General features: G+C 62.7%; 13 protein-coding genes. 8 read left to right on the plus strand and 5 right to left on the minus strand.

Annotated elements, in window-relative coordinates; genetic code table 11:
• Window positions 1-76 precede the first annotated feature (76 nt).
• Complete coding sequence (locus JOE69_RS12670) at window positions 77-1,519, minus strand: PucR family transcriptional regulator (protein WP_309799249.1); 1,443 nt, start codon at window positions 1,517-1,519, stop codon at window positions 77-79.
• 158 nt (window positions 1,520-1,677) lie between these two features.
• Here JOE69_RS12670 and JOE69_RS12675 point away from each other — a divergent pair, with 158 nt between their 5' ends.
• The 3 genes from JOE69_RS12675 to JOE69_RS12685 all read left to right on the plus strand — a co-directional run bounded on the left by JOE69_RS12675 (window position 1,678) and on the right by JOE69_RS12685 (window position 5,560).
• Window positions 1,678-3,108 (plus strand): gamma-aminobutyraldehyde dehydrogenase, encoded by a 1,431-nt coding sequence (locus JOE69_RS12675; RefSeq protein ID WP_309799251.1) that lies wholly within the window; start codon window positions 1,678-1,680, stop codon window positions 3,106-3,108.
• Between the two features lie 66 nt (window positions 3,109-3,174).
• Window positions 3,175-4,533 (plus strand): 4-aminobutyrate--2-oxoglutarate transaminase, encoded by a 1,359-nt coding sequence (gabT, locus tag JOE69_RS12680; RefSeq protein ID WP_309799253.1) that lies wholly within the window; start codon window positions 3,175-3,177, stop codon window positions 4,531-4,533.
• A 151-nt stretch (window positions 4,534-4,684) separates the two neighbouring features.
• Window positions 4,685-5,560: a universal stress protein gene (locus JOE69_RS12685; protein ID WP_309799255.1), complete on the plus strand. Its 876-nt coding sequence runs from the start codon at window positions 4,685-4,687 to the stop codon at window positions 5,558-5,560.
• A gap of 100 nt (window positions 5,561-5,660) precedes the next feature.
• Here the strand turns inward: JOE69_RS12685 and rarD are convergent, their stop codons facing one another.
• Window positions 5,661-6,644 (minus strand): EamA family transporter RarD, encoded by a 984-nt coding sequence (gene rarD / locus JOE69_RS12690; RefSeq protein ID WP_374709707.1) that lies wholly within the window; start codon window positions 6,642-6,644, stop codon window positions 5,661-5,663.
• Window positions 6,645-6,793: 149 nt separating this feature from the next.
• On the opposite strand from rarD, the gene JOE69_RS12695 reads away from it, so the two are divergent.
• Complete coding sequence (locus JOE69_RS12695) at window positions 6,794-8,188, plus strand: GH1 family beta-glucosidase (protein WP_309799258.1); 1,395 nt, start codon at window positions 6,794-6,796, stop codon at window positions 8,186-8,188.
• Complete coding sequence (locus tag JOE69_RS12700) at window positions 8,188-9,618, plus strand: FAD-dependent oxidoreductase (protein ID WP_309801289.1); 1,431 nt, start codon at window positions 8,188-8,190, stop codon at window positions 9,616-9,618. The genes JOE69_RS12695 and JOE69_RS12700 overlap by 1 nt, the downstream gene beginning before the upstream one ends.
• On the opposite strand, the gene JOE69_RS12705 is transcribed toward JOE69_RS12700, so the two are convergent.
• Complete coding sequence (locus JOE69_RS12705; RefSeq protein WP_309799260.1) at window positions 9,615-10,274, minus strand: TetR/AcrR family transcriptional regulator; 660 nt, start codon at window positions 10,272-10,274, stop codon at window positions 9,615-9,617. The genes JOE69_RS12700 and JOE69_RS12705 overlap by 4 nt on opposite strands.
• Before the next feature lie 215 nt (window positions 10,275-10,489).
• Between JOE69_RS12705 and JOE69_RS12710 the strand changes: the two genes are divergently transcribed.
• From JOE69_RS12710 to JOE69_RS12720, 3 genes are all read left to right on the plus strand, one after another.
• Window positions 10,490-17,083 carry a DUF7927 domain-containing protein gene (locus tag JOE69_RS12710; protein WP_309799262.1) on the plus strand — a complete coding sequence of 2,198 codons (6,594 nt, stop codon included), beginning with the start codon at window positions 10,490-10,492 and terminating at the stop codon, window positions 17,081-17,083.
• A gap of 186 nt (window positions 17,084-17,269) precedes the next feature.
• Window positions 17,270-18,769 (plus strand): APC family permease, encoded by a 1,500-nt coding sequence (locus tag JOE69_RS12715; RefSeq protein ID WP_309799264.1) that lies wholly within the window; start codon window positions 17,270-17,272, stop codon window positions 18,767-18,769.
• 9 nt (window positions 18,770-18,778) lie between these two features.
• Window positions 18,779-19,951, plus strand: coding sequence for a serine hydrolase domain-containing protein (locus JOE69_RS12720; protein WP_309799266.1), 1,173 nt, complete (start codon window positions 18,779-18,781; stop codon window positions 19,949-19,951).
• A 161-nt stretch (window positions 19,952-20,112) separates the two neighbouring features.
• Here the strand turns inward: JOE69_RS12720 and JOE69_RS12725 are convergent, their stop codons facing one another.
• Both JOE69_RS12725 and JOE69_RS12730 read right to left on the minus strand, forming a co-directional pair.
• Complete coding sequence (locus JOE69_RS12725; protein WP_309799268.1) at window positions 20,113-21,624, minus strand: catalase; 1,512 nt, start codon at window positions 21,622-21,624, stop codon at window positions 20,113-20,115.
• The gene (locus JOE69_RS12730; protein ID WP_309799271.1) at window positions 21,621-22,139 is read right to left on the minus strand and encodes a Fur family transcriptional regulator; all 519 of its coding nucleotides are present in this window, start codon (window positions 22,137-22,139) and stop codon (window positions 21,621-21,623) included. Before JOE69_RS12730 ends, JOE69_RS12725 begins: the two co-directional genes overlap by 4 nt.
• Window positions 22,140-22,206 lie beyond the last annotated feature (67 nt).

The raw sequence follows: 22,206 nt of genomic DNA on the forward strand, positions 1-22,206 counted from the left end.
GGATTACGCGCGAACGCACACGTGTGCGTTCGCGCGTAGGGCAACGGGTGGGTTGGGCAGGTGGGGGAGAAGCGGGTCAGTTCAGCTTGCGGACGGAGAGGGCGAGCCAGAGCTGCACCCGGTCTGCGGTCACGGCCGGGTCGAATCCGGTCAGCTCGGTGATTTGGCCCAAACGGTAACGCACCGTGTTGCGGTGCAGTGAAAGATCGTCGGCGACGGCGGCCAGCGACCCGTTCAGCTGGAGGTAGCTGGCCAAGGTGTTCATCAGTTCCGCGCCATGCAACTCGTCGAATTCGAGCAACGGCCCCAAAGTCTCGGTTGCCATGTCCAGCATCGGCACGTCTTCGCTGGCCAGAAGCAACGAAGTCAAGGACAGCCGTTCCGGCTCGTTGACGTCCAAGCCGCGGCCCGCCGCTTCCCGGGCTTCGAAATAGCTCCAACGCAAGCCGTTGGCCTGTGTGTAGGCTCCACCGACGCCGACTGAGGCCGGAATCCCAGCGCCGTGCAAATATCGCGACAGATGCCGTGCCAGTTGCACCGGATCCCCGACCGCAGCGGGCAAAACCACCAAAAACTCACCGTCCACCACCGCAGTGATCCCGGCCCCGAGTGCTGGCGGCAAGGCGATGCCGCTCAACAGGGCGAACTTCTTGTCCGGGACCTGGACCAGCAACATCAGGTTCTTCTCCGCCGGATTGATCTGGATGCCGCGCAATCTGGCCGAGATGTCGGCTGCCGGCAACGCGGCACGCAGTACGTCATGGATGACCTGCCCGGCGACGTGCCGCCCGGCGTCCCGACGCTGCCATTGATTGGCGAGTTCCAAGCTGATCAGGCTCTTCGCATAGTCGACGATTCCGGCATCCCGGAATGGCTTGCGCAACCACAGCGTGCAGGAGTCCCGTTTGCCGGTCGGTACCGGAACCGGGAGCCAATCGTCGTCGTTGGGCTCGGCGTCGGGCAAGGAACTGAAAACCTTGGCCTGGAATTGTTCCAGCACGACGTCGGTGCCCACCATCGACTGAAGCGTCGCCAACAGGCTGGGCAGCCCGGATCCGAGGGTTTGGTTTGCGGTCAGCAAGGACTGCGCCAACGCTTGATGGCCGGCGAGCAGTGCCTCCAGCTCCGCGACGTGCTCGGCGCTAAGCGCATCGGCGACCAGCTTGCCGACCGCGATGAACGGGGTCTGGTACGGGACTTCGATGATCGGGATGCTCCAGCGGTTTGCCTCGGCGACCAGTGGGGCAGGTACCGCGTCATGGCCGAAGCCGGTGCCGAAACCGATGCCTACGGCGCCGGCCCGCTTGACCTGCCGGACGAAAACCCGTTGCGCATCAGCCGTGGCCAAGCGGGCTCCGGTGGTCAGGACCAACTCGGAGCCGCTCAGGAAAGGCTGTGGATTCTCGACTTCGGTGACCGCGACCCACTCGATCGGGGTGCCCACCGTGCTGGTCGAAGAGCCGAGCGCGCGCAGTTTGAGTGTGGGGTTGTCGAGCAGGTCGGTGAGCGTAATCGCCATGCACTCAACGCTACCGTGACAGACTATACAAACGCACTATCGCTTTGCTTGACTCTAGTGCATTCGTCCATTCATGCCGGGCACTACGTGTCATAGGCTCCAGATGGATCATCGTCATTACGCGCGATTACTCACCTACCGAACAGAGGTTGGACACCGTGGTCAACACCTTGCAGAACTTCATCAACGGCGAATTCGTCCCGGTTGCCGGCAGCGGAGCCCTCGACATCGTCAACCCGGTAACCGAAGAGATCGTCGCCAGCGCGCCGATCTCCGGCCAAGCCGATATCGATGCGGCGATGGCCGCGGCAGCAAAGGCCTTCACCACCTGGAAGCGGACGACGCCGGGCGACCGGCAGTTGCTGTTGCTCAAGCTGGCCGACGCCATGGAGGCGCGCAGCGACGAATTGGTCGAAGCACAGCACCGCAATACCGGCCAGCCGAAGCAGCTCATCGCCGATGAGGAGGTCGGCGCGGGCGCCAACCAGATCCGGTTCTTCGCCGGAGCCGCCCGGTTGCTGGAAGGCAAGAGCGCCGGCGAGTACATGGAAGGCTTCACCTCTTATGTTCGGCGCGAACCCGTCGGCGTGATCGCCCAGGTAACGCCGTGGAACTACCCCTTGCTGATGTTGATCTGGAAGATCGGACCGGCCCTGGCCGCCGGGAACACGATCGTGCTCAAGCCTTCGGACACCACTCCGGAAAGCACCCTGGTTCTTGCCGATCTGATCAAAGAGATCTTCCCGGCCGGCGTGTTCAATGTGGTGCTCGGCAACGGCGAGACCGGCGCGGCGATGGTGGCGCACAAGACCCCGGCGATGGTCTCGATCACCGGTTCGGTCCGGGCCGGCATCGCGGTGGCCACCGGTGCGGCCGCCGGACTCAAACGGGCCCATCTGGAACTCGGCGGCAAAGCCCCGGCGCTGGTCTTCGCCGATGCGGATCTGGCCAGGACCGCCCAGGCCGTGGCGGAGTTCGCTTTCTTCAACGCCGGCCAGGACTGCACCGCGATCACCCGGGTGCTGGTCCAAGACTCGGCCAAGGACGAGTTCCTCGGGCTGCTCAAAACCGCGGCCGAAGGTTTGCACACCGGCAGCCAGGACGACAGCGAGAATTACTACGGCCCGCTCAACAACGTGAACCACTTCAACGCGGTCAGCAAGGTAGTCGAATCACTGCCCGAGTACGCGACCGTGGTCACCGGCGGGCACCGGACCGGGGAAAAAGGGTTCTTCTATGCGCCCACCGTGGTGGCCGATGTGAAACAAACCGATGACATCGTGCAGCGGGAAACCTTCGGCCCGGTGATCACGGTGCAGAGCTTCAGCACCGAAGACGAGGCTGTGACCCTGGCGAACGACGTCGACTACGCGCTCGCCTCGAGCGTCTGGACGACCGACCACGGTACCGCGATGCGGGTCTCCCGGGAACTGGATTTCGGTGCGGTCTGGATCAACACCCACGTCATGCTGACCGCGGAAATGCCGCACGGCGGATTCAAGCAATCCGGCTACGGCAAAGATCTTTCGATGTACGGCGTCGAAGATTACACCCGGATCAAGCACGTCATGTCCGCTCTGGACGCGTAGCTCGCGTCGCTCAGCCTGGGCAACAACCCAAGCTAAAACTTTTTCGCAATCGTGAAAGGCAACATCATGGCTGAAATCCACTACCGGCTCGAACAGAAGCGCCGGGTGCTCGGCGACTTCCCGGGCCCGAAGTCCGTAGCGCTTGCCGAGCGCCGCAAAAAGGTCGTCGCCGGTGGTGTCGCTTCCAGCGTGCCGGTCTACGTGGCCGACGCCGACGGCGGCATCATCCACGACGTGGACGGCAATTCGTTCATCGATCTGGGCTCCGGCATCGCGGTGACTTCGGTGGGGGCTTCGGATGCCGCCGTAGTCGGCGCCGTGGCGGAGCAGGCCGCGCACTTCACGCACACCTGCTTCATGGTGACCCCGTACGAGGGCTACGTCGAATTGGCCGAGGAGCTGGCCCGGCTCACACCCGGCGAGCACGAAAAGCGCTCCGTACTGTTCAATTCCGGTGCCGAAGCCGTGGAAAACGCGGTCAAAATCGCCCGACTGGCCACTGGCCGCGACGCCGTCGTCGCCTTCGACCACGCTTACCACGGCCGGACCAACCTGACCATGGCGTTGACCGCGAAGGCGATGCCGTACAAGACGGGCTTCGGCCCGTTCGCCCCGGAGATCTACCGGGTGCCGATGAGCTACCCGTACCGCGAGGAAGCCGACATCAAGGGTGAAGAAGCCGCCCAGCGCGCGATCACCATGATCGAAAAGCAGATCGGTGGCGATCAGGTTGCCGCGATCCTGATCGAGCCGGTGCAGGGCGAAGGCGGATTCATCGTCCCCGCCGAGGGCTTCTTGCCGACGCTGGCTGCTTGGGCCAAGGAAAAGGGCATCGTCTTCATCGCGGACGAAGTGCAATCCGGGTTCTGCCGCACCGGTGCCTGGTTCGCGAGCCAGCACGAGGGCGTGGTGCCCGATCTGATCACGATGGCCAAGGGCATCGCCGGCGGTCTGCCGCTCAGTGCGGTGACCGGCCGGGCGGAATTGCTCGACTCGGTGCACCCGGGCGGCCTGGGCGGCACCTACGGCGGCAACCCGATCGCCTGTGCCGCGGGGCTCGCTGCGATCCGCTCGATGGAGGAATACGATCTCAATGCCCGGGCGCAGCGAATCGAAGACCTCGTGCTCGGTCGGCTGCGGAAATTGGACGAAGAGCTCGGCGCGCAGAGCATCATCGGCGACATCCGGGGCCGCGGGGCGATGCTCGCCGTCGAACTGGTCAAACCGGGCACTGCGCACACCACCAAAGAGCCCAACGCCGAAGCGACTAAGGCGATCGCAGCGGCCTGCCTGCAGGCCGGCGTGGTGATTCTGACCTGCGGCACCTACGGAAACGTGGTGCGGCTGCTGCCGCCGCTGGTGATCGGCGAAGAGCTGCTCAATGACGGTCTGGACGTTTTGGAAGCGGCGATCCGCAACGCCTGATCCGGAACTTCTGCCCCGGGCCGCGTGCCCGCCGTCGAGTGACGGCGGGCACGCGGCCCGGCGGCGTTTTCGAGGGCTTGTCCGGCTGTGTAAAGTGTGAGCAGTTGTCTGGTCTGGTTGTCTGTTCCGGCAAGTCCAAGGGAGGGCTTTTATGCGGTATGTGGTCGGTTACACCCCGAATGAGCGCGGCGCGGATGCGGTGGCGCTGGCCGCGGTGATCGCCAAAACCCAGGGCGCGCACTTGGACCTGGTCTATGTGGTCAAGGACGGCGCCCCGTACGTGGCGTTGAACCCGCAGGGCAACCGGGTCAGCATCGCCGAACAGGAAGTGCTCACTGCCCGCCGGGAAGCGCTCAAGCACGTGCCGGAAGGCATCGAGGCCGAGTTCCATGTCCGGGAAGCCGAGTCCTTCGCGACCGGTCTGATCGAGGCTGCCGTGGAGTACCGGGCCGGGCTGATCGTGGTGGGTGCGGCGAACAACGGATTGTTCAAACGCTTCACGGTAGGTTCGGTGGCCAACGGCCTGCTGCATGCTTCACCGGTTCCGGTGGCCTTGGCTCCGCGCGGTTATCAGCGGACCGAAGCGTTGAGCCGGCTGACTTTGATGGTCGGCACCCGGCAAGGTGCCCAGGCTGCGATCGATGTGGCGATCGATTCCGCGGGCCGGCGCGGCATCCCGCTCCGTTTGGTGTCCTTGGTGGAACTCGACGAACTCAAACAGCAAGAGTTCGATTTGGACAATCCGCTCAGCCCGGCCCGTCAGCACGTGAACACGGTATTGGCCAAGGCTGCTGCCCGGCTGCCGGACGGCGAAGCCACGGTCACCATGGCGCATGGCCGCAGCATCGAAGCGGCGATCGACTCGATCGGCTGGGACGACGGGGAGCTCGTGATCATCGGCTCATCCCGATTGGCGCAACGGAATTTGCTGTTCTTGGGCAGCACCGCGAACAAGGTGCTGCGGGCCTTACCGGTGCCGATGGTCGTCGTGCCGCGCGATTACGAACGGGTCGATTCGCAACTGTGAATCCCCGGCCTCGTTGAATTCTGCAGCTTGAAGTCCCGTTCCCGGATGGCATGCCATCCGGGAACGGGACTTTCGTCTGCGAAAACAGGTGATTCGGTGCTCAGACGCGCAACGCGGCCTTCCGCAGACCTGCGTTGCGTTGCACCGAGAGCAGCATGTCCACGGTGAGCAGCAGCAAAGCGAGCCAGACGATGCTGAACCCGATCCAACGTTCCGGCCCCATGTGCTCGCCCAGGAACAGCACGGCGATCAGGAACTGCAGCACCGGTGCGAAGTACTGCAACAGCCCGATCGTGGTCATCGGCAGCCGCCGCGCCGAGGCGCCGAAGAACAACAACGGGACTGCGGTGATCACCCCGGACGCCGCCATCCACCAGAAGTGCGCACCGCCTTCGGTGCCCAGCGTCGCGGTGCCGGTGAAGGTCAGCACCAGCATCACCACGGCGGCGAGCGGCGCCAGGACTGCGGTTTCCACGCTGAGCGAGCTGATCGCGGAGACATTCGGTCCGACCCGCTTCTTGACGAATCCGTAGATTCCGAAGCTGAACGCGAGCACCAAAGCGATCCATGGCAGTTGGCCGTACGCGATGGTCAGTTCGACGACGGCGATGAATCCGATGCCCACCGCGATCCATTGCAGGGGGCGCAGTTTTTCTTTCAAAACGAACACGCCCAAAAGCACCGAGACCAACGGGTTGATGAAATAGCCCAGCGACGATTCGATCGCGTGCCCGGAGGTCACCCCATAGGTGTAGGTCAACCAGTTGACCGCGATCAGCACGGCTGCGACCGCCAAGACGCCCAGGGTCTTCGGGGTTCGGAAAATCTGCAGCAGCGGCCGCCAGGCCCGGGTCACGGTGACCAGCAGCGCACAGAACACCAATGACCAGAGCACCCGATTTGCCACGATTTCGATCGGCGCGGCCGGCTTGAGCAGCAAGAAGTACAAGGGCAGCAGTCCCCAGAGCCCGTAGGCGGCGATCCCGTAAAGGATGCCGTGCCCGGTCTGCGGGGACTGTGCGGTTGGACCGGGGCGGACGGGACGGCTTGCCGGTGCTTCCGGCTGCGGTTCGGTGAGGGGCACCTACCCATAACTACCTGAGCGTGGCCGGTTATTCCAGTCTTCGCCGATGCCCGCGGACAGTTTCGAGCCGGTTTCCTCGACGCGATTGGTATTTGCGTTTAGGTTGGTGGGAGATTGTCTCCGGAAGCACCGACGAATGAGGAGCAACAGTGACGGACGAAGCTGGGTTTCCACGATTCCATCCGGACTTCATCTGGGGTGTCTCGACCTCTGCCTACCAAATCGAAGGCGCCGTGGCCGAAGCCGGCCGGGGTCCTTCCACCTGGGATGACTTCTGCGCGATGCCGGGTCGGGTATTCGACAACCAGAGCGGGCAGGTCGCTTGCGACCATTACCACCGCTATCGCGAAGATTTGGCCCTGATGAAGCAGCTCGGGCTCGATGCCTACCGCTTTTCGTTTTCTTGGTCCCGGGTACTGCCCGACGGCGTCGGGCAGGTCAACCAGGAAGGCCTGGACTTCTACGACCGGCTGATCGACGGACTGCTCGAGGCGGGGATCGCGCCGGCGCCGACGCTGTTCCACTGGGACACTCCGTCGCCGCTCGAAGCAGCGGGCGGCTGGCTCAATCGGGACATCACGGACCATTTCGCGGCCTACGCCGGATTGCTCGCGGAACGGTTCGGGGACCGGGTGAAACAATGGATCACGATCAATGAGCCTGTGGTCCTGACCTTGTTCGGTTACGGTTTGGGGCAGCATGCGCCGGGTCGGACCCTGTTCTTCGAGGCGTTGCCGGCGGCCCACCACCAACTGTTGGCGCACGGCAAGGCAGTTCAGGTGCTCCGGGCCGCCGGTGCCTCGAATATCGGAATTGCCAATAACCATGCTCCCGTATGGTCGGCCAGCGAGGATCCGGCCGACCGGATGGCGGCAGCCGGTTACGACGCCCTGACCAACTGGCTTTTCGCCGATCCGATTCTGCTGGGACGTTACCCGAACGACGAGTTCGCCGCTGCCATGCCGGGGCCGGTCGCCGAGGATTTGGCGATCATCGCCAGCCCGATCGATTGGTACGGGATCAACCACTACCAGCCGGCCAATATCGGGGCGCCGGGTGGTGCTGCAGATCCCGATGCCTCCGACGGGGCAACCCTGCCGGCCGGATTGCCGTTTCAACTGCGTGCGATCGAGGGCTATCCCAAAACCGATTTCGGTTGGTCCGTGGTTCCGGAAGGACTGGGCGAAATCCTCCGGATTTTCCGGAAGCGGTACCGGACCGCGCTGCCTCCGGTCTACATCACGGAAAACGGTTGCGCCATCAATGACGGGCGGAACGCCGCAGGTCTGGTCGACGATCAGCGCCGGGTGGCGTACCTTGCCGGATACACGGCCGCGCTCGCGCAGGCGATCGACGACGGTGCCGACGTCCGGGGCTACTTCCACTGGTCCCTGCTGGACAATTTCGAATGGGCAGTCGGTTACTCGCAGCGCTTCGGCCTGGTGCACGTGGATTTCGATACCTTGTCGCGGACGCCGAAAGCCTCCTTCGATTGGTACCGACGGCTGATCGCGGCGTCGCACGGATTGCCGGAGGGCCGCTGATGCTGGCGCGTCCGTTGCGGGTTGCCGTGGTGGGGTCTGGTCCGGCTGGGGTGTATGCGGCGGATATTTTGACGAAGTCTGATTTGGTCAAAAGTGGTGAGCTGTCGGTCAGTATTGATTTGTTTGATCGGTATCCGGCGCCGTTTGGGTTGATTCGGTATGGGGTGGCGCCGGATCATCCGCGGATCAAGGGGATTATTCAGGCGTTGCATAAGGTGCTGGATCGCGGCGATATCCGCTTCTTCGGCAACGTCGACTATGGCACTGACATCTCGCTGGCAGATTTGCGGAAGCATTATGATGCGGTGATTTTTGCTACTGGTGCGATTGATGATGCTGCTTTGAACATTCCGGGTATTGATCTGGATGGTTCTTTTGGTGGCGCTGATTTTGTTTCGTGGTATGACGGGCATCCTGATGTGGCGCGGGAGTGGCCATTGGAAGCGACTGAGATTGCCGTGCTGGGTAACGGCAACGTGGCGCTTGATGTTGCCCGGGTCTTGTCGAAGCATGCTGATGATTTGTTGGTGACGGAGATTCCGGAGAATGTTTATGCGGGTTTGAAGGCCTCTCCGGTGACTGATGTGCATGTGTTTGGTCGTCGGGGTCCGGCGCAGATTAAGTTCACGCCGTTGGAGTTGCGGGAGTTGTCGCATTCGAAGGATGTGGACATTATTTTGTATCCGGAGGATTTCGAGTTTGATGAAGCTTCGGATGAGGCGATCAAGACGAATAACCAGGTGAAGACGATGGTGAACACGTTGACGAACTGGTTGGTAGAACAGCCGGAGGAGTCGACTGCTTCGCGTCGTCTGCATCTGCACTTCCTGCATAACCCGGTGGAGATTCTGGGTGTTGCTGGCAAGGTGGCGGGGATCAAGTTTGAGCGTACTGAGTTGGATGGGACGGGTAATGCTCGGGGTACGGGGGAGTTCGTGGAGTATCCGGTGCAGGCGGTGTACCGCTCGATCGGCTACTTCGGCTCCGCGCTGCCGGGGCTTCCCTACGATCCGGTCAGAGGCGTGATTCCGAACGACGGCGGCAGGGTGATCGATGAATCAGGAACGCCGATGCCGGGGGTCTATGCGACGGGGTGGATCAAGCGCGGTCCGGTCGGTTTGATCGGGCATACCAAAGGCGACGCCCTGGAAACCATTGGATTTCTGCTCGAAGATCTCGACTCGCTACCCGCGGCCGAGGCACCTGCGGAAGACGCCGTCGTCGAACTATTGGATGCGCGTGGCGTCGAATTCACCAGCTGGGAAGGCTGGCACGCGCTCGACGCCCACGAAAGGTCGCTCGGTGAAAACTTTGACGCCGCGGCCCTGGGACTGGAAATCAGCCGCGAGCGGGTCAAAGTCGTCGCCCGCGACGAAATGATCCGGATCAGCCGGCAGGGCCCGAGCGCCGAAGAGCAGTCGGATAGTTAGAGGCTGCACTCCATGCAGCCGGTTGCGTGCACCTCTCGGGGCGCGGCGCTCAATTGCGGCCACTGGCAGGCGACGCCTACTACGCGCTCCATTTCGGCGGGCAGCGCGCAAGGCGAAAGCTCGCCGAGCGTGAGTGCCTCACCGATCTCCTGGAGGCTGCCGTAGATGAAACGGGCGGCCTCCTCAGCCCGGTGCGAACTGTCGAGGCTCGGCTCGGCTGACCAATGCAGCAACAGCTGGGTTTCGAAGAGCTGCAGCAAAGCCCGCCGGCCCTGGCGGTATTTGAGGTTCAGCATCGGATCGGTCACAGCTGCGACGAACAACGCCCGCAAAGCCAGATTGTCGTAGGCCTGGGCTTCGCTGGGCACGGTCACCCCGGCCAGAATCGCCATGATCCGTTGCCGCGGCGAGGCGTCCGCAGACGAACGGAGGGCTTCTTCGATGCTGCCGAACGTGCGATCGTGGATGACTTGGGCAGCATTCCGAATGAGTTCTTGGCGAGTGCTGAAGTAGTACTGGAGCATGCCTTTGGAGACACCGGCCGCATCCGCGACCCGTGCCAGCGTGACGGCTTCGATGCCGTTTTCCGCCGCCATCCGGATCGCGCTGTCCGCAATCTGGTGCCGGCGTTGCTGGTGGTCTACTAAGCGAGGCATGGCGTCCTGAAGGTTTTGTTGCTTCGAGGTCTTTCCGCGACGCGGTTACAGTCTACCAAAATGCCGCTTCGCCCCGGCTTCTTGTGTACTTTCTGAGAACCGTTCAGCTTAGTCTGATACAATCCGATCGGACTGAAAAAAGCTGACGTCGCCGTCAGTTGTATTGGGGTACCTCGCGGGGGCGGGGTTGTATTTCATTCATATTGGAGGATTTCTTGTTCATCAAGTCCGCGCTTTCGCGCGCTCTTTTCACGGTAACGACCTTGGCCGTTGCTGTCTCGGCGACAGTTGCGCCCGCAGCCGTCGTCCATGCAGCACCGGCCCCGACCAGCACCTCGGCAGCCGCATTGCCTGCAGCGTTGCCAGCCGCTCCGCCGGTAGTGACTCCGGGCCAGCCGCTCAGTTGCGTGAACACGATTTACGCGAACAACACCGGGACCGGCAACCAAGCGGGCACCGGAACGCTGATCGCGATCAACACTGCAACGGGTGAATACACCGAGGTGCCGGTTGCCGGTGGCCGAGTCGGCAATAACTCGCTTGGCATGTCCGCTGACGGCAAGTTCACCTACAGCTACCGCAGCGTGGGGCCCAACTACCCGGTAGTGGTGCACGATGTAGAGGCCGGAACCTTGCGGGAAGTTGCCACGACCATAGGTGCTGCCACGATTCGTGGCGCGGTCAACCCGGTCAACGGGCTCTTCTACCTCTCGACCAGCGGCTCCAACGCCGCGGTGTACGTCTTCGATACCAAAAACAACACGTTCCTCGGCAAAGTGGGCGACCTCGCGCCGGATGTCGTTTCAAAGGCGAACAACGGTGATTTCGCCTTCGACAGCAACGGAACTTTGTACATCACCTCGGGTGAACGGCTTTACCGGGCGACGGATCGAGTGCCAACGACAACGGGCAACGCCACGATCAACATGACCACGATCGCGGTGCTTCCTGATGGTACGAACAGCCCGGCCATCGCCTTCGCCAACGACGGCTACCTCTATGTGAGCTCTGGCAGCACTGTCACCCGAATCGACCCGAGCAGCGGACAGAGCGCCGGAAGCTACACCCTGGCCAATGGTTTTGTGCCTTCCGATTTCGCCAGCTGTGCATCGCCGAACACGCTCAGCGTGCAGAAGAACGTCGCAGGCCGGATTCTGCCGAGCGACCAGTTCAACTTGCAAATCACGGGTTCCGGTATCAATACCGGCAATACCGCGACCACTTCGGGCAGCGCCAACGGCATCCAGCCGCAGGTCGCCGGTCCGGTCCTGACTTTGCAGGACCGCAGCTACACGATTACCGAAACGGCTGCCGGGACCACCAACCTCGCCAACTATGTGAGTCGTTGGCAATGTGTTGACACCAATAGTGCGAATCGGGTCGTGGCCAGCGGAAACGGCAACACCGGAACCTTCACCTACCCGGTGCCGACCAATTCGGACGGCGCGAACGTGGTTTGCACGTTCACCAATACCGCGAAACCCCAATCCTTCACGGTGCAGAAGTCGGTCGACAAAACCGAAGCCAAGCCCGGCGACGTCGTGAACTACACCTTGACCTTGCGCAACACCGGTGAAGTCGACTACACCACGGGCAACCCGGCCCGGATCTCCGATGATCTGAGCCGCGTGATCGACGACGCCAGCTACAACAATGACGCCAAGGCCTCCGCCGGACCGGCCCCGAGCTACTCCGCGCCGACGCTGAGTTGGGCGGGGCCGTTGGCCGTCGGTGCTTCGATGACGATCACCTACAGCGCCACGGTGAAAGCCGATGGCCAGCGGGGCGATAGCTTGCTCAAGAACGTCGTCACCGGTGGTTCGAATTGTGCGGCCGGCTCGGGCGATCCGAGCTGTACCACGACCACGGGCGTTCCTTTGGTCCAGGATTCGAAGTCGGTTGATCCGGCTTCCGGGACCGCCGTGAAGGCCGGTCAGGAACTGACCTACACCTTGACCTTCGAGAACAAAGGCGGAGCTCCGGGCACGGTTGACCGGGTCGATGACTTGGCCAATGTTTTGGATGACGCGACGATCACGTCGGCTCCGGTGTCCTCGGACTCCGCGCTGACGGTTTCCAATGGCAGTGACGGCAAGATCTCGGTCAAGGGAACCTTGGCGGCCGGTCAGAAGGTCACGGTGACTTACAAGGTGACGGTGAAGCCGGATGGCCAGCGGGGCAATAATGTGTTGGGCAACTTCTTGGTTGATCCGGGCGTCACCCCGCCGACTACGTGTGAGCCGGGCAATCCGGACTGTACGGTGAACCCGGTACCGCAATTGGAGGATTCCAAGTCCGTCGATCCCGCCTCGGGCACCACGGTGCGCGCCGGTCAGGAACTGACGTACACGTTGACCTTCGAGAACAAGGGCGCTGCGGCTGGCACGGTTGACCGCGTTGACGATTTGGCCAATGTTTTGGATGACGCGACGATCAGCTCTGCTCCGGTGTCCTCGGATTCTGCGTTGACCGTGACCGACGGGTCCGACGGCAAGATTGCCATCAAGGGAACCCTGCAGCCCGGTCAGAAGGTCACCGTCACGTACAAGGTGACGGTGAAGCCGGATGGCCAGCGGGGTAACAACGTGTTGGGCAACTTCTTGGTTGATCCGGGCGTCACCCCGCCGACGACGTGCGAGCCGAACAATCCAGACTGCACGGTCAACCCGGTACCGCAGGTAGAGGATTCCAAGAGTGTGGATCCGGCGTCGAACACGACCGTGGTCTCCGGCCAAGAGCTGACCTATACGTTGACTTTCGAGAACAAGGGCGCGGCTGCCGGAAACGTTGATCGGGTCGATGACTTGGCCAATGTTTTGGACGATGCCACGATCACGTCGGCTCCGGTGTCTTCGGATTCTGCGTTGACTGTGACGGACGGGTCTGATGGCAAGATCGCGATCAAGGGAACTTTGGCTGCCGGTCAGAAGGTCACGGTGACTTACAAGGTGACGGTGAAGCCGGATGGCCAGCGGGGCAATAATGTGTTGGGCAACTTCCTGGTGAATCCGGGTGAGGAGCCGCCGACGACGTGTGAGCCGGGCAACCCGGATTGCACGGTGAACCCGGTACCGCAATTGGAGGATTCCAAGTCTGTCGATCCGGCGTCGAACACGACCGTGGTCTCCGGCCAGGAATTGACCTACACGTTGACCTTCGAGAACAAGGGCGCTGCGGCTGGCAATGTTGACCGGGTCGATGACTTGAGCAATGTTTTGGATGACGCGACGATCACGTCGGCTCCGGTGTCTTCGGATTCCGCGTTGACCGTGACCGACGGGTCTGATGGCAAGATCGCGATCAAGGGAACCTTGCAGCCGGGCCAGAAGGTCACGGTGACTTACAAGGTGACGGTGAAGCCGGATGGCCAGCGGGGCAATAACGTGTTGGGCAACTTCCTGGTTGATCCGGGCGTCACTCCGCCGACCACCTGTGAGCCGGGCAATCCGGACTGCACGGTGAACCCGGTACCGCAGCTGGAGGATTCCAAGTCTGTCGACCCGGCCTCCGGAACCACGGTGCGCGCAGGCCAGGAGCTGACCTACACCTTGACCTTCGAGAACAAGGGCGCTGCGGCCGGAAACGTTGATCGGGTCGATGACTTGAGCAAGGTTCTCGATGACGCGACGTTGACCACGGCGCCTGCTTCCTCTGATTCCGCACTCGAAGTTTCCGATGGCTCCGATGGAAAGATCACCATTAAAGGCACCCTGCAGCCGGGCCAGACGGTCACGGTGACTTACAAGGTGACGGTCAAGCCGGATGGCCAGCGTGGGGACAATGTGTTGGGCAACTTCCTGGTTGATCCGGGCGTCACCCCGCCGACCACCTGTGAGCCGGGCAATCCGGATTGCACGGTGAACCCGGTACCGCAATTGGAGGACTCCAAGTCGGTGGATCCGGCGTCGAACACGACGGTGGTCGCCGGCCAGGAACTGACGTACACGTTGACCTTCAAGAACACCGGTGCTGCCGCCGGAAACGTTGATCGTGTTGATGACTTGGCCAACGTTTTGGACGATGCCACGATCACCTCGGCTCCGGTGTCTTCGGATTCCGCGCTGACCGTGACGGACGGCGCGGATGCCAAGATCGCGATCAAAGGAACCTTGCAGCCGGGCCAGACGGTCACCGTTACCTACAAGGTGACGGTGAAGCCGGATGGCCAGCGGGGCAATAACGTGTTGGGCAACTTCTTGGTTGATCCGGGCGTCACCCCGCCGACTACGTGTGAGCCGGGTAATCCGGACTGCACGGTGAACCCGGTACCGCAATTGGAGGATTCCAAGTCGGTGGATCCGGCGTCGAACACGACGGTGGTCGCCGGCCAGGAGCTGACGTACACGTTGACCTTCAAGAACACCGGCGCGGCTGCCGGGGATGTTGACCGGGTCGATGACCTGAGCAACGTGCTCGATGACGCGACGTTGACCACGGCGCCTTCCGCATCTGATTCGGCATTGACGGTTTCCGATGGCAGTGATGGCAAGATCACGGTCAAGGGAACCTTGCAGCCGGGCCAGACCGTGACCGTTACCTACAAGGTGACGGTGAAGCCGGACGGCCAGCGGGGTAACAACGTGCTGGGCAACTTCTTGGTCAACCCAGGCGAGGAGCCGCCGACCACCTGTGAACCGGGCAACCCGGATTGTACCGTGAACCCGGTGCCGCAATTGGAGGACTCCAAGTCGGTTGACCCGGCGTCGAACACGACCGTGGTCGCCGGCCAGGAACTGACGTACACGTTGACCTTCAAGAACACCGGTGCTGCCGCCGGAAACGTTGATCGTGTTGATGACTTGGCCAACGTTTTGGACGATGCCACGATCACCTCGGCTCCGGTGTCTTCGGATTCCGCGCTGACCGTGACGGACGGCGCGGATGCCAAGATCGCGATCAAAGGAACCTTGCAGCCGGGCCAGACGGTCACGGTGACCTACAAGGTGACGGTGAAGCCGGATGGCCAGCGGGGCAATAACGTGTTGGGCAACTTCTTGGTTGATCCGGGCGTCACCCCGCCGACCACGTGCGAGCCGGGCAATCCGGACTGCACGGTGAACCCGGTACCGCAATTGGAAGATTCCAAGTCGGTGGATCCGGCGTCGAACACGACGGTGGTCGCCGGCCAGGAGCTGACGTACACGTTGACCTTCAAGAACACCGGCGCGGCTGCCGGGGATGTTGACCGGGTCGATGACCTGAGCAACGTGCTCGATGACGCGACGTTGACCACGGCGCCTTCCGCATCTGATTCGGCATTGACGGTTTCCGATGGCAGTGATGGCAAGATCACGGTCAAGGGAACCTTGCAGCCGGGCCAGACCGTGACCGTGAGCTACAAGGTGACGGTGAAGCCGGATGGCCAGCGCGGCAATAATGTGTTGGGCAACTTCCTGGTGAATCCGGGTGAGGAGCCGCCGACCACGTGTGAGCCGGGAAACCCGGACTGTACGGTGAACCCGGTACCGCAACTGGAGGATTCCAAGAGCGTCGACCCGGCCTCCGGCACCACGGTGCGCGCAGGCCAGGAGCTGAGCTACACCTTGACCTTCGAGAACAAGGGCGCGGCGGCCGGCAATGTTGACCGGGTCGATGACCTGAGCAACGTGCTCGACGATGCCACGATCACCTCGGCTCCGGTGTCTTCGGACTCCGCGCTGACCGTGACCAACGGCTCCGACGGCAAGATCTCGGTCAAGGGAACCCTGCAGCCGGGTCAGAAGGTCACGGTGACTTACAAGGTGACGGTGAAGCCGGATGGCCAGCGCGGCGACAACGTGCTGGGTAACTTCTTGGTCAACCCAGGCGAGGAGCCGCCGACTACCTGCGAGCCGGGAAACCCGGACTGCACGGTGAACCCGGTACCGCAGTTGGAAGACTCCAAGTCCGTCGACCCGGCCTCCGGAGCCGCAGTATCGGCCGGCCAGGAGCTGACGTACACGTTGACCTTCAAGAACACCGGTGCGGCTGCCGGGGATGTTGACCGGGTCGATGACCTGAGCAACGTGCTCGACGACGCGACGATCAGCTCGGCACCGGTGTCCTCGGACTCCGCGCTGACGGTATCGGACGGCAGCGATGGAAAGATCACGGTCAAGGGTTCCTTGGCTGCCGGCCAAACCGTCACGGTGAGCTACACCGTGACCGTGAAGCCGAACGGCCAGCGCGGTGACAACGTGTTGGGCAACTTCCTGGTCGATCCGGGCGTCACTCCGCCGACCACCTGCGAGCCGGGAAACCCGGACTGCACGGTGAACCCGGCCTCGGACCTTTCGGACAAGAAATCGGTCAATCCGGCGTCCGGGACCGCGGTGACCCAGGGGCAGGAACTCAGCTACACGCTGACCTTCGAGAACAAGGGTGCTGCCGCCGGAAACGTCGACCGGGTCGATGACCTGAGCAATGTGCTCGACGATGCCACGATCACGTCGGCTCCGGTGTCCTCGGACCCGGCGTTGACCGCTACCGATGGCAGCAACGGCAAGATCTCGGTCACGGGAACCCTGCAGCCGGGCCAGACAGTGACCGTGACCTACAAGGTGACGGTGAAGCCGGATGGACAGCGGGGCAATAACGTGTTGGGCAACTTCCTGGTGAACCCTGGTGAAGTCCCGCCGACCACGTGCGAACCGGGCGTCGAGACCTGCACCAGCAACCCGGTGACACCGACCCCAGTCGACCCGCCGGCTCCGAATCTGCCGGAAACCGGCGCGCAGGGTTTGCTGCCGCTGTTGATCGGTGCCGGTGGCGCCTTCCTGATCGGCGTCATGCTGTTGCTCGGTGCCGCAGTGCGCCGTCGGAATAGCTAAGCGATAGGCTGAAGGAAAGGGCGGGCAGCATGCTGCCCGCCCTTTCCTTGTCCGAAATCACCCGGAGATTGTCTCAGAATATGAGACAGATCTGCTGATCGGGCGATCGAGTAACCGCTTTGGTTAGGGTAATTTGGTTACCCTGGCCGGGCAACGACGCACGGTATGAAGGCGAAGGCAAAATCAATGAATCTAATGCGCACGAAATCCATCGAGCAATCGATGGCGGATGCTTCCGAGCCCGGACGGACCTTGAAGCGCTCACTGAGCACCTGGGATCTGATGATCATGGGCGTCGCGGTAGCAGTCGGCGCTGGGATCTTCTCGGTAGGCGCCAAGGCCGCTGCGCACAACGCCGGGCCGGCCGTCACGGTCTCCTTCATCCTGGCCGCGATCACCTGCGCGGCCGCGATCATGTGCTACGCCGAATTCGCTACGGCGATTCCGGTCACTGGTAGCGCCTATGTGTTCACCTACGCGACGATGGGTGAATTGCTGGCATGGATCATCGGCTGGAACTTGATTCTGGAACTGCTCATGGCGGCATCGGTAATTGCCAAGTACTGGGGCGTCTACCTCTCTGATTTCCTCTATGCGATCAATCTGCCGTTGCCTGCAGAAGTCTCGGTTTTCGGGCTGACCCTGTATTGGGGTCCGCTGATCGTAGTGGCGGCGTTCACCGTGGTGCTGGTCCTGGGCACCAAGCTCTCCGCCCGGGTCAACAATGTGGTCACCGTGATCAAGATCGCGATCGTGCTGTTCGTGATCGTGGTCGGCTTCTTCTTCGTGAAGGCGCAGAACTACACGCCGTTCGTGCCGCCGAGCCAGCCCGCTCCGGCTGCCGCCACCTGGGCCGAGCAGCCTTTCCTTTCCTTCCTCTCCGGCTCGATGCCGGCGATGTACGGCTTCGGCGGCATCATCACCGGAGCCGCCCTGGTGTTCTTCGCCTTCATCGGCTTCGACGTCGTGGCGACCAGTGCCGAAGAGGTCAAGAACCCGAAAAAGACCTTGCCGCGCGGCATCTTCGCCGGCCTTGCCGTGGTGACCGTGCTGTACGTGTTGGTGACTTTGACCGTGACCGGGATGGTTTCCTACACCGACCTGGCGCAGGCGAAAGACCCGTCGCTGGCGACCGCGTTCCAGCTGGTCGGCGCCGATTGGGCGGTGGTGGTCATAGCCCTGGGCTCGCTCATCGGATTGACCACGGTGATCATGGTGCTGCTGATGGGCTTGGCTCGGGTATCCATGGCGATGAGCCGGGACGGGCTGCTGCCGAGGACGCTGTCGCGCACCTCGGAGAAGCGCTCGACGCCGGCCCGGACCCAAATCATCTGCGGCGCGGTGGTGGCCCTGCTGGCCGGGTTCACGCCGATCGAGTTGCTGAGCGAAATGATCAACATCGGCACGTTGTCCGCCTTCGTCATGGTCAGCATCGGAATTCTGGTGCTGCGTCGCAAGCAGCCTGATCTCAAGCCGGCCTTCCGGGTGCCGTTCGGCCCGGTCATCCCGATCGTTTCCGCCCTGCTGTGCATTTACTTGATGTTCAATCTGGCGACCTTGACCTGGATCTTCTTTGCGATCTGGCTGGTCGCGGGCTTGATCATCTACTTCTGCTACGGGCAGTGGAATTCCCGCTTGGGCCGGGAGCAGAAGGCGGATCGTGAAAAAGTAGCCGATCGCACATAGGCTTCGGATATGACTCAGGGATTTGTCGCGGATAGCTACCAACCAGTTGCTGATGCCTTCGATTCGCTCTTCACCGACGGCCTCGAGGACGGCGGATCGCTGGCCCTCTACCGGCACGGCCAAGCGGTCCTGGACCTCTGGGGCGGGGTCGATCCGGATGACGGGACGCCGTGGGAGAAGCACAGCGTCGGGTTGGGATTTTCCACCACCAAAGGTGCCGCGACCATTTGCCTGCTCCGTTTGGCTGAGCGTGGCTTGATCGATCTGCAGGCCCCGGTGGCCCGCTACTGGCCGGATTTCGCCGCCGAAGGCAAAGCCGACATCACCGTGTACATGGTGCTGCGGCACCTTTCCGCACTGCCCTATTTGCCCGGGCCGTTGGAACAGTTCTACGAACCGGGACGCGCCGAGTCCTCGCTTGCCGCGCGGCCCACTTACTACCCGGCCGATTCCACGTTCATCTACCACGCAATCACCTTCGGCACCCTGGTCGGCGAGATCGTGCGCCGGGTCAGTGGAAAACCCATCGGCGAGTTTTTCGCCGATGAAGTGGCGGGGCCGCTCGGTTTGGAATTCTGGATCGGATTGCCGGAAGCCGAGGAGGGCCGGTTCCGCCGCAGCACTTACCGGAGCTTTGACGCGCCGCCGTCGATACCCGACGAAGCGCTCAAGCAACTCCCGGCCGATGTCGCGGCTTCGGTCCGCACCTTCCAACAACTCGCCGAATCGTCGATGCCGCCGAGCATCGATTCGGAGTTCAACAGCAGAGGCTTCCGGGCTGCGGCTCTGGCCGGTGCAAGCGGCGCGAACAACGGTCGTGCCCTGGCCCGGATGTACGCCGCACTGATCGGCGAAGTGGACGGCATCCGGCTGCTTTCCGCCGAAACCGTGGCTGCTGCCGGAGTGCTCACCACGGGCGGGGTGCATCGGCCGCCGCTGCCGGACGGGACTCCGCAGCCGGACCCGCGCTGGGGGATCGGGTTCCATCTCGACGACCAGTTCCAGCCGATGCTCGGCGAAGGCTCGTTCGGCCATACCGGGATGGGCGGGCGGCTGGGCTTCGCGCATCCGGCCAGCGGGATCGGCTTCGGCTATGTGAGCCAGCGGATGGAGCTCTCCATGGTGCCGCAAATCGACGAACGGATGCGCCGGCTGATCGCAGCCCTGCACGAGTCGCTTTGACGATCCGGGATAGTCCTTTGCACTTTGGTTAGCCGTTTGTCGTGCAAACGCCTAACTACAAGACAATCGACTAACTGAAACCGGAAGGACGCAAAGCGGCGGCGTCTGCGGTTCGTGAATTCTCACTACCGCAGACGCCGCCGCTTTCAGGTCAAACGAGCTTACTGGGCGCCGTCGTGCTCGCCGGTCAGGCCGCCCTGCTGGACCGCGCCGTCGGCTGAGCCTTTGTCACCCGCACCCAAGTTGGCGCGCAGCTTGGCACCGAGGTCGGAATCCACATTGGTCCAGTACTGGATTGCTCGTTCCTTGATGTCGGCATCCTGCACGCCGCCCACCGCACCGGTGATGGTCTCCAGGAAACGGGCCTTGGCGCCGTCGTCGAAGACCTCGCGGTACAGCGTGCCGGCCTGGCCGAAGTCGCTGTCTTCGGAGTGCAGGCGGGCCGCCGCGATGGTCAGCTCGCCGTCGTTCTCCCAGCCGCCGGCCTGGAACTTCGACTCGTCAGCAGCCGGGCCGCCCTTGGAGTTCGGTGCGTAGTTCGGAGTGGCCGCCGAGTTGAAGGTGTAGCGGGCTGCACCGTTCTGCGAGTAGTTGTGCACCTCGTTCTTCGGGGCGTTCACCGGGATCTGCGCGTGGTTGGTGCCCACCCGGTAACGGTGTGCGTCCGCGTAGGAGAAGATCCGGGCCTGCAGCATCTTGTCCGGCGAGGCAGCGATGCCCGGCACGAAGTTCGACGGCGCGAAGGTCGCCTGCTCGATCTGCGCGAAGTAGTTCTCCGGGTTCTTGTTCAGCGTCATGGTGCCGACGTGGATCAGCGGGTAATCAGCCTTGGGCCAGACCTTGGTCAGGTCGAAGGGGTTGAACCGGTAATCCTTGGCGTCTTCGTACGGCATGACCTGGACGTGCAGTTCCCAGGAGGGGAAGTCGCCCTTGTCGATGGCCTCGTAGAGGTCACGGATGTGGTGATCGCCGTCCGAGCCGGCCAATTCGGCAGCCTGCTCGTTGGACATGCCTTCAACGCCCTGGTTGCTGTGGAAGTGGTACTTGACCCAGAAGCGCTCGCCCGCGGCATTGATCCATTGGTAAGTGTGCGAGCCATAGCCCTGCATCTTGCGCCAGGACAGCGGCAGGCCGCGGTCGCCCATCAACCAGGTCACCTGGTGTGCGGATTCGGGAGAGAGGGTCCAGAAGTCCCACTGCATATCCGCATCGCGCAGGTTGGAACCCGGCAGACGCTTCTGCGAGTGGATGAAGTCGGGGAACTTGATGCCGTCGCGGATGAAGAACACCGGGGTGTTGTTGCCGACCAGGTCGTAATTGCCTTCACTGGTGTAGAACTTGATCGCGAAGCCGCGCGGATCGCGCCAGGTGTCCGGGGAGCCCTGCTCGCCGGCCACGGAGGAGAAGCGGATCAGCATCTCGGTTTCCGCGCCGGGCTGGAACAGTGCGGCCTTGGTGTACTTGGAGACATCTTCTTTGGTGACGAAGGTGCCGAATGCGCCGCCGCCTTTGGCGTGCACTACGCGCTCCGGGACCCGCTCGCGGTTGAACTGGGCCAGCTTCTCGACCAAGTAGTGGTCGGTCAGCGCAATGGCGCCATCCTGGCCGACGCTTGCGGAATGCGCGTCGGACGTGACGGGGGCGCCGGACTGGGTCGTAGAATTGACGGTCATGACTCTCCTTCAGTTGTGTTTCGTGCGGTGGAATGGAAACTTTGGGTCGCCGCATCCGATGCGGCGCAATCAGCGCAGATGCCATGAAAGGTGACTTCTGCCCGGTAAATGGCCATGGTCGAATCCGCCGGTTGCAGGCAAGGCGCGTGGCCTACCGCGCAATCCACGTCTTCGATCCGGCCGCAGACCGTGCACACCGCGTGGTGGTGGTTGTCGCCCACTCGGGTTTCGTAGCGGGCCGGGCCGGACGTCGGCTCGATCTTGCGTAGCAATCCCAGGCCGGTGAGGTCCGCCAAAACGGTGTAGACGCTTTGCAGGGTCAGTTCCGGCAATCCGCCGCGGGCTTCGCGCCAGATGTGCTCGGCATCTTGGTGCGGGGCGATGTGCGAGGCGGCAAGGACGGCCAGCCGCTGCTTGGTGACCCGGCGCCCGTGTGCGCGCAGGCTGGTTTCCCAGTCCTGCTGAGTCTGCTCCGGAGCCGGTAGGCCGGTAGCAGTGTCGCGCGTCACGGTCATGGAACAAGTCAAACATTTATTCTGAGTAATTCGTAATAAGGTGAACCTAAGTTTGTGCCGCGCCTGG

Source organism: Arthrobacter russicus, from assembly GCF_031454135.1.
In the GTDB taxonomy this organism is placed as follows: domain Bacteria; phylum Actinomycetota; class Actinomycetes; order Actinomycetales; family Micrococcaceae; genus Renibacterium; species Renibacterium russicum.